Annotated in this window: 6 protein-coding genes and 1 pseudogene; 2 read left to right on the plus strand and 5 right to left on the minus strand. The window is 60.0% G+C overall.

The features are described 5' to 3' along the window. The first annotated feature begins 365 nt into the window (after nucleotides 1-365). Nucleotides 366-578 carry a hypothetical protein gene (locus tag QMX86_RS26000; RefSeq protein ID WP_039763920.1) on the plus strand — a complete coding sequence of 71 codons (213 nt, stop codon included), beginning with the start codon at nucleotides 366-368 and terminating at the stop codon, nucleotides 576-578. After that, nucleotides 575-832, plus strand: coding sequence for a hypothetical protein (locus QMX86_RS26005; protein WP_039763921.1), 258 nt, complete (start codon nucleotides 575-577; stop codon nucleotides 830-832). Before QMX86_RS26000 ends, QMX86_RS26005 begins: the two co-directional genes overlap by 4 nt. Nucleotides 833-955: 123 nt before the next feature. Here QMX86_RS26005 and QMX86_RS26010 read toward each other — a convergent pair whose 3' ends face one another. The 5 genes and pseudogenes from QMX86_RS26010 to QMX86_RS26030 form a co-directional block, all read right to left on the minus strand. Continuing rightward, nucleotides 956-1,552: a glutathione S-transferase gene (locus tag QMX86_RS26010; protein WP_071172691.1), complete on the minus strand. Its 597-nt coding sequence runs from the start codon at nucleotides 1,550-1,552 to the stop codon at nucleotides 956-958. Continuing rightward, the gene (locus QMX86_RS26015) at nucleotides 1,549-5,190 is read right to left on the minus strand and encodes an AAA family ATPase (RefSeq protein ID WP_282387071.1); all 3,642 of its coding nucleotides are present in this window, start codon (nucleotides 5,188-5,190) and stop codon (nucleotides 1,549-1,551) included. Before QMX86_RS26015 ends, QMX86_RS26010 begins: the two co-directional genes overlap by 4 nt. Next, complete coding sequence (locus QMX86_RS26020) at nucleotides 5,187-6,431, minus strand: exonuclease SbcCD subunit D C-terminal domain-containing protein (protein ID WP_282387070.1); 1,245 nt, start codon at nucleotides 6,429-6,431, stop codon at nucleotides 5,187-5,189. Before QMX86_RS26020 ends, QMX86_RS26015 begins: the two co-directional genes overlap by 4 nt. A 77-nt stretch (nucleotides 6,432-6,508) precedes the next feature. Then, a complete protein-coding gene (locus QMX86_RS26025) occupies nucleotides 6,509-7,624 on the minus strand; it encodes a hypothetical protein (protein WP_282387069.1) in 1,116 nt (371 codons plus the stop codon). Beyond that, a pseudogene (locus QMX86_RS26030) lies at nucleotides 7,614-8,945 on the minus strand (hypothetical protein); the annotation flags it as partial. The pseudogene QMX86_RS26030 and the gene QMX86_RS26025, both read right to left, overlap by 11 nt.

An 8,945-nucleotide genomic window follows, 5' to 3' on the forward strand; every position in this document is an offset into this window, starting at 1 on the left:
TCCTTGTTGGAGCTGCCGAAGGCTGGGATCTTGATCGCAGCCTTCGGCAGCTCCTACGCGCGCGCGTAACCTGATCGTTCCCACGCTCTGCGTGGGAACGCAGCCCGGGACGCTCTGCGTCCCATTGGAACGCGGAGCGTCCCTTGAGGCATTCCCACGCGGAGCGTGGGAACGATCAATCAGAAGATCGCAGCCTTCGGCAGCTCACGCGCGCGCGTTCTGCACTCATAGGTTTTCTCTCGCGGGCAAATAGAGCCTCTAAATAATCAACGAAGCTGATATTCACCATTGCAAACCCTGAGTGGTTGCTTCGGCTTTTTTGATTGATTCTGTGGCCATCGAAACCTTTGCCCACGGAGAACATCATGGCCAGCGCAATCCTCACTTCCGCCAAACGCGGCGCCTACCTGGCCATCGGTCTGTACCTGGCCGTGGTGCTGTTCGTCAGCATCGGCGCGCAGATGGAACACAGCTTCGACGCCCCGATCGACGTCGCCCACCCCGGCATCCAGTTCGAACTGCGCTCGCAAAGCGCGATGGTCGACAGGGCCGAACTCGCAGGAGTCGGCGGCGCATGAAAGGCTACAGACTCTGGGTCATCGCCAGCCTCGCGCTGATGACCAACGGCGCCTCACTCTTGGGATTTGGCCAAGGCTCGGTGGGTGGCTTGGCCCGGGCCATAGAGGCCAACCACAACATCGCGCACAACATTGAACGCGCCAACACGCTGGGGCTGATGGCCGGCAATCCACCGGTCAAGGTCGCGGTGGATTTTCTCGGGCCGTTTGAAGTGGATTGCATGGCGCTGGGCATGTGCAACGCCCTGGCCTGACGAAGATCGTTCCCACGCTCTGCGTGGGAATGCCTCAAGGGACGCTCCGCGTTCCAATGGGACGCAGAGCGTCCCCGGCTGCATTCCCACGCAGAGCGTGGGAACGATCAAAGGGACAGAGGGTTACTTCTTCATGATCGAGGTGAACAGTTCGGATTCGAGCAGGCGCTGCAACCAGGCCTGCAAGCGAACATAAGGCGTCTGCGCGAACCACTCGCGATCAACATGAGCGAACTGTCGGACGAAGGGCAGCAGGGCGATGTCGGCGAGACTGAGCCGGTCACCCAGCAAATAGTCGTGGTCTGCGAGCGTCAGATCCAGATAGTGGGCGATCATCTCGCACTGCATGCGATAGACCTCCATCGGTTGCTCTGGATAACGCTCAGCGTATTTGTAGTGGTTCAACGAAGTCTTGAATCGTTGATCGTTCGTCTCGATCAGCATGTCCATGATGACGTCTGCTCCCGGATCATCCTTGAACAACCAATCATCCGGATCATTCTGCGCCAACGCCCAGCGCATGATCTGCAGACTCTCATCGATCACCACGCCATCGGCATTCAGCACCGGCACCGTGCCCTTGGGCGAGAGCGCGAGCATCTGCGCCGGTTTGTCCTTGAGACTGACTTCGACAATCTCCACCGGCACGCCCGCATAACGCAGCGCCATTCGCGCACGCATCGCGTAAGGGCAGCGGCGGAAGGAATACAGCGTGTTCATTTCACCTCCAGCGTGCTCAAACCGTTGCCCTGGCGCCGCACCTGGATCTGCACCGGGATGCGTTCGTGCATTTCCTGCACATGGGAAATCACCGCCACCTTGCGTCCCTGTGCCTGCAAGCCATCGAGCGCGTCCATGGCCAGTTGCAAGGATTCAGGATCTAGGCTGCCGAAACCTTCGTCGATAAACAGCGATTCGATTTTCAGCGTGCTCGACGCCATCGAGGCCAGACCCAGCGCCAATGCCAGCGATACGAGGAAAGTTTCGCCGCCGGAAAGCGAATGCACCGAGCGCAGTTCGTCGCCCATTTCCGTGTCCATTACCAGCAGGCCGAGCATGCTGCCGCCGCGTTTGAGGCGATAGCGTTTGACCAGTTGGCGCAGCTGCGCGTTGGCGTGATGTACCAGCAGGTCGAGGTTGTAGGCCTGGGCGATCTTGCGGAAGGTGTCGCCGGTGGCCGAGCCGATCAAGGCACTGAGTCGCGCCCAGCGCTGGTACTCGGCATAGGCGTCGGCGATCTGCTGGGCCAGCGCCTGATTGGCGTTCTGCCGGCGCTGGTCTTCCGCCTGTTCGGCGCGCAGTTCGGCGCACTGCTGTTCGCTGACGGCGAACTGGTTCTGCAGCTCGGCGAGGGCGCTGTCCAGCTGTTCGGCGTCAAGATTGCCGTCCTGCCGGGTCTGGTGATCGAGCAGGCGCTGATCGCGCTCCTGCAACAGGACCTGGGCCTGTTCGATGGCTTTTTCGTTGTGCTGAAGGGTCTGACGCAGTTCGGTGACTTGCGCGTCGTCGAAGCGCAGCAAGTCTTCGAGGCCGCCGTCATCCAGTTCCGGGTGGCTGGCGCGCCAATCGGCGATCTTGCCGGCGAGTGCCTGGTCTTCGGCTTGCAGTGCTTGCAGGCGTTCCTGTTGGGCCTTGAGCTCAGCGGCGATCTGCACCAGTTGCGTGCGCACACTTTGCAGCTCTTCAGCGGTGCTGGTTTCCGCGCTGCGCGCCTGTTCCACGGCGTGTTCCAACTGCTGCTGCCAATGCTCGGCGCTGCTGTGCTCGCCAAGTAACTGCGCGAGTTTTTCCTGACAGCTTTGCTGCTGCTCGGTCAACGCCGTGAATTGCTGTTCGGCACTGTGCAGCTGCTGAGTGCGCAGCTGCTGGCGATCCTGTTCTTTCTCGAGGGTCTGCTGGCGTTGCTGCTGTTCGCTCAGCTCTTCCTTTTGCTGTTCGAGCTGGGCCAGACGCTCGGCGATCTGCCGGTCCAGCTGCATGAACGTTGCCGCCGGCTCCAGGCGCAAGGCTTCGAGCGTGTCGGCGGGCAGCAGCGGGCCGAACGCGCTGAGTTCTTCTTCAAGGCGCTGACGATCACTGTTGAGTTCATGCTGCTGATGGCTGAGCTGTTGCGCCGCTTGCTGATGCGCCACTTCAGCCTGACGCAATTGTTGCGACAAGCGCGCCGCGTCCTGTTGCAAGGTGAGCAGCGCACTTTGGCGTTGTTCGTCCTGAGTGATGCTCTGATTCAACTGCTCGGTCTGGCGGCTGAGCCAGGCGTCGCGTTTGTCGGCGTCCTGATTGAACAGTTGCGCGGCCAGCGGATGCGCGTCGAGGCTCGGGGCCAGGGCTTGTTGCTGCGCCGCGAGTTGTTCCTGTTGCTGCAGCAGCTCTTTCTGTTGTGCGATCACGCCACCGACTTCGCCGCGCAGCTCGATCAGTTTTTCCTTGAGCTGATCGACCACTTGCTGGGCGTTGGCCTGTTCGTTTTCATCGTGACGGCCAAGGCTTTGCAACAGCGCTTCGGGCTGATGATAGGGATGCTCGTTGCTGCCGCAGACCGGGCAGGGCTGATCGTCCTGCAACTGCGCGCGCAACTCTTCGACACTGGCACTGCGCGCCAGCCGCTGACGCTCGAGCAGTTCGCGAGTGACGCTGAGGGTCTGCTCGGCGACGGTCAGTTCGGCCTTGGTTTTCACACCGTCCTGGGTCAGACGTTCGCGTTGCTGCTGCGCGTCGAGCTGGCGTTGTTGCAACTCGGCGCTGCGCTTGTCGAGATCCTGCTGAGACGCCCACAGGCGCGACAGGTCTTCGATTGCGCGCAGCTGTTTGCGGTTGTCCTGCAGCAAAGTGCCGAGCAGGCCGATCTGTTCGGCCACCGCATCGGGCTCGGCGCCAGCCTCTTTGAACAGCACTTCCAGTTGTTGCTTGTGCGAGGCCAGTTGCTCAGCACTGCGCGTGGCGTTCTGTTCGAGGGACGCCAGTTCGCTCTGGCCCTTGTTCAAGCGGTTGCCGATCAGCATCAGCTGTTGCAGACGATCGCGATAGGCGCTCCAGGCATCGCTCAAGGGCGCCAGATGCGCACTCTGCTCAAGCTCGGTGGCGATGCGTTGCAAACGCGCGGCGACTTCAGTCTGCTTTTCCTGCAAAGCCTGAATCGTGTTCTGGCCATCCTTGGACGCTTGCTCGGCCGCTTGCCGGGCTTCGGCGCTGCTGGCGGTGTCCTTGATCAGGCGGGCGAGGGTGCTGTGTTCTTCAAACGCCTGACGCAGTAACGGCGCATTTTCGCTCTGGCGTTGTTGCGCTTCGCTCAGGGCGACTTTTGCTGCGTCGAGGTTCTGTTCCAGCTGCGTCTGGCGTTCCCCGAGTGCCGCGTGTTGTTGGGTGTGCGCGGCAATCTGCGCCGCCAGTGGTGTCAGCAGCGCATCGAGCTCGGCCTTGCGCGCGAACTGATGGCGTTGCGGGCCAAGCTGTTCCAGACGCGTCAGTTTCACCCGCTCGCCGGCCAGTGCCTGCCATTGCTGTTGCGCGGTTTGCAGTTGTCCGCTGGCCGCTTGCTGCGCTTCCTGCAACAGACGCAAATCCTTCAGCCAGGCATGCTGTTGCTCAAGCTGTTTGAGCTGCGCTTGTTGCGCCTTCATCTGTTGCTGCGCGGTGTTGAAACGCTCGTCGAGTTCGGCGCGCGCTTCCGGTGCCAGCGGCGTCACGCCGGTAGCCTGATCCTGCAACAGCTTGTGTGCTTCGCGGGCTTCTTTGGTCTTGTCGAAGGCGCGGCGGCCGAGGCGGGTGTAGAGCGCGGTGTCGGTGAGTTTTTCCAGCAGTTCACTGCGGTCGTTATCGTCAGCCTTGAGGAACGCGCTGAACTCACTCTGCGCCAGCAGCACAGCGCGGGTGAACTGTTCAAAGTTCAGGCCCAGCGCGGCTTCCAGCTGGGTTTTGTATTCGCCTTTCTGGCTGGCGAGCAGTTGATCCTGATCGATGTCGCGCAGGCTCTGCCGACTGGCCTGGAGCTTGCCGCCAGCCTTCTCGCGAGCACGGTTGGCTTCCCAGCGCGCGCGATAGCGGCGGCCATCGACGCCGACAAAATCCACTTCGGCATAGCCTTCACCGGTGCCGCGTCGCAGCAAGGTGCGCGGGTCGCCAGTGGCGATTTCACCGTCAGCATCCGGGACTTTCGCATCACGGCCGGTGTTGTTCAGACGCGGTACGGCGCCGAACAGTGCTAGGCACAAGGCGTCGAGCAGGGTGCTTTTGCCGGCGCCTGTGGGGCCGGTGATCGCAAACAGACCGGCGCTGGCCAGCGGTTCGGCGGTGAAATCGATCTCGAACGGACCGGCCAGCGAGGCGAGGTTCTTCAAACGAATGGCGAGAATTTTCATGGCTGCTCGCCCTCCAGTTGCACGTCCTGCAGCAGTTCGGCGAAGTCCTTGAGCGTCTGCTCGTCGACCTCGCTGCCGTAATTGTCGAGCCAGGCGCGGCTGAACAGTTCCTGCGGGGTGAGTTGGTCGAGTTCGATCAGCGTGCTGCCGTCCTCGCTGCCATCGACGCCGCGATTGCCGGCGTATTCAGCGGCGATGCGCACCAGTCGTACGGCTTTGCCTTGCAGTGCGGTTTCCACTTGATGCCGCAGATCCGGTTGCGGCTCATCCAGGCGCACGCGCACTTCGAGCCATGGCTGGCGCTGGGTTTCGGCGAGCAGATCGATGTTCGGCAGGTCAGCCAGTTGCAGCAGAATCTCGGCCAGCGGCGCCGGGCCGATGCGCTGTAGATTGACCGAGCGCGGGATCAGTTTCGGCTCGACGCTGACCAGTGTTTCACCGTCGAGGACCACATCGAGAATCTGATGCTGATAACCGATTTCGGAGAACGACAGCGGAATCGGCGAGCCGCTGTAGCGGATGCGCTCCTCACCGTTGACCTTCTGCGGCTTGTGCAAATGGCCGAGGGCGACATAGCTGATGCTTTCGCCGAACAGGCTGGCGGGCAGCGCTTCGGCATTGCCGATGATCAGGCTGCGCTCGGAATCCTCCGACACCGAACCGCCGGCCATGTGCGCGTGGCTGATCGCAATCAGCGCTTGCCCAGGCTGACGCTTGGCATTCGCCGCCGCGATCAGCCATTCATGCACCTGACCGATGCCGCGCAGATAGTTGTCACCCAGATGCGCGCCAGTGACCTCCGCCGGCCGCAAGAATGGCAACGCCAGACACCACGCGGCGATTTCTCCCTGAGCATTCGGCAGCGGCAGCAACAAACGTTCGGCGTCGAGCTGCCCGTCATCCAGCCACAGCACCCGACCCAACGCGTGAGTACGCAAACGCCGCATCAATGGCGCCGGCAGCTCGATCCGCGAGCCGGAATCATGGTTGCCGGCAATCATCACAATGGTCAGCAGCGGCTGCTGTTCGTGAGCGCTGACGATGAAATCGTAGAGGCGTTCCTGAGCTTTGACCGGCGGATTGACCGTATCGAAGATATCGCCAGCAATCAGCAGCACATCCGGCTGCGCCAGTTGCAACTGGCGCAGCAGCCATTCGAGAAAACACGCGTGCTCGAAATCGCGCTCCTGGCCGTGCAGGTTTTGCCCAAGGTGCCAGTCGGAGGTGTGGAACAGACGCAAGGTGGACTCCGCATTTTGATCAAGAGGGTGGCCGCGAGGAACAAAGGGCGGCGAGAGGAGGGGAGTTTACTGGCAAATCACGCCCCTTGCCTTGTCGTGTGTCTGCTTGCACCGACAGCGGCGAATATTTCGGTAATCGGCCGATGCGGGTAGCGCTTGTGCATCTGCCGCACCAGCTCGCTCATCCGCAACAACTCTTCGCTCGGCTTGGCCCATTGCTCTTTCGGCAATGGCTCGGACCATTCGCGCATGACTTCCGGCAGCGCCTGCTTGCCGATTCTTTCCAGCCGACGAATTTCCCATTCGAGCAGACGGTTGGGAATCGTCCATAAGGTCATGACGTGATACAGGTACCAGAAGAACCCCGACAACCGCGAGCGGCGGCCTTCATGGATCTCCTGATGCATCCGCGCGCGGGCATTGTGGAATGTATGCAGGCCTTCGTGGGGTGGGTCGTCCGGGCCTTGCAGGTCTTGCAGGTCCTGGATCGATTTGAGGTCGTTGACCTCGTACTCCATGTAGCCGCGAATCGCTTCCCAGTGGCTGATCGCGAGCTCCAGGCCGGCGCATTGGAATTCGAGGCTGGTTAGGGTTTCGCCGTGATCAAAACCGATGCCCATGCCGTATTGGCGATGGACGCCGAATTGGGTGGCGCCTTTGGCTTCGATGATCCAGGCGCTGAGCGACTCCCACGGGATAAAGACCGGTTCGGCGGCGCCTTGGGGCATGAAACAGACTTCGCGGCGTTGACGGTTGAAGCGGGTTGGGATGAGGGAGAGGCGTTTTTTGTGGACGTGGTGCCAGACGCCCAGGTTAATACACAAACAACAAAAAATGGTCAAAGAGCCCGTACCAATCAAAGCATCGAAAACTCCTTCGATGGCGCCGCATATGTCATTCCACCGCGAACCTGCCAGAAAAAACATAAAACCAGCAATTGCGGGAAAAAGGCACGTGATCATGAAGGTTGCACTAAAGGGCAACCCTACTGTTACCTGCCACATGAACACTTGCGGCGGTCCTATCCCGAATTCCATGAAGACGTGATTCAGTTCACCGATTTGCGGTCCAAAGGGTTGCTGTACGGTAGGCAATGGCAACGGTGCCAGATAAGTAATTTTTCCGCTTGGAAACGGTTCGATATCTCCCGCCTGCCTGGCCTGGTTGCTTGCGTTGTCTTGGTCATTCGGCATGGTCGGCTGGGTCCAGAAACTGTGTTTCGATGAACAGTACAGGTGGTTTGTCTTTTACAAGCTCAGGTGAAACCACCGGAAAATGACCTTTCCCGCGAGGCTCAACATGTATCACCCGAGTTCGTGATACCCATTGACCATTCTCATCCAGAGCCTGAATGCGGATGGCCAGCTCGAGTGTTTCTTTTGCTGGGGTGAATTCCGAGTCGAGTGCTACCGGGTACTCAAGACAGAGCACCAGGCCCTCCGGCATGGACTTGACGATGCGCAGACTCTTTACGATCTCGTCGCTGATGACGTCCCGCTGTTCTCGTGGCGTTCCTCGGCTGTGTAATGGAACTGAAATGCGGTGCGCGCCGATAGCTAAGTGATGCGTCGGCTTCCCACCCAAGGGAGGTGTCAGATCCTTCAAGGTCAATCGAGGCAGGACCAGATGGATATCGCTGGGCTTGGCTTTCAGCAGCAAGCTTTTAAGTCGAGAGTCATGCGCTTGCACGCCGAGTTGCACATAGGGCGCGTGAATCAAAAAAGCCAGATAATTTTGATAATCCTTGAGCGAATGATCACCACGCATATCCGGATCCCGGCTCCATGGCGTTATTTTCAGCCATTTATCATGCGCGCTGATGTTGTAACGGCTGAACAGCCAGACCCCCGATAGTTCAAGCACAGTGAATAACGCACCGGCCAGGTTAAAACGAAAGAAAACAGTAGACAGGCGTGTGCCAGCAGCGGCCCAGGCTGCGGCTCTTGCCGCTGCGTTTTCGGCGATCAAAACTCTGTGCCCGGCGTGAATGGTATGGCTCAAGGCATACCCGTTATTGGCAGTTGAACCCAACGCGCCAATCGCGGCCAACGCAGTGCTTTTCTCGGCGTGAAAGCTTCCGCCGCGAACGGCCTGTTGCCAGTTTGCATAATGGCTTTTCACGCTTTGCAGCGAAGACAGGAAACCTGAGACATAGGTGAAACTGCCCAGACCAATATGCAGTTTCCCCAACTGCACATGCACGTTTTTCAGCGCCGCTTGCTGAAGATTGGTCGCCAGCAATGAACTGCGGTTTTTCAAGGCTGTATCCCCAAGACTTTGCGCGGCAGTAAATCCTGCGGCCCCAGTAGCGACAATCGCATTGGCGAATGGCTGCCAAACTCGTTTATTCGCTGTTTGCCTACGCAGTTCACGCAAAGCTCCCACCAAATTCACCACCTGCACCAACACCACCAACAATCCCATCCCCTCCGTCCGCACCAGACTCGCCTTCGAAACCCCCGCCACCCCCGCGCGAATATTCTCCAACAACCCGCGCAATTCCCGGTGCTGCGC

The organism is Pseudomonas sp. PS01270, assembly GCF_029959775.1.
GTDB lineage: Bacteria > Pseudomonadota > Gammaproteobacteria > Pseudomonadales > Pseudomonadaceae > Aquipseudomonas > Aquipseudomonas atacamensis.

Bases quoted from the DNA above. Each gene is read 5' to 3' on its own strand.
- QMX86_RS26000 (WP_039763920.1), top strand. From the start codon at position 366: ATGGCCAGCGCAATCCTCACTTCCGCCAAACGCGGCGCCTACCTGGCC.
- QMX86_RS26010 (WP_071172691.1), bottom strand. From the start codon at position 1,552: ATGAACACGCTGTATTCCTTCCGCCGCTGCCCTTACGCGATGCGTGCG.
- QMX86_RS26025 (WP_282387069.1), bottom strand. From the start codon at position 7,624: ATGCCGAATGACCAAGACAACGCAAGCAACCAGGCCAGGCAGGCGGGA.
- QMX86_RS26015 (WP_282387071.1), bottom strand. From the start codon at position 5,190: ATGAAAATTCTCGCCATTCGTTTGAAGAACCTCGCCTCGCTGGCCGGT.
- QMX86_RS26005 (WP_039763921.1), top strand. From the start codon at position 575: ATGAAAGGCTACAGACTCTGGGTCATCGCCAGCCTCGCGCTGATGACC.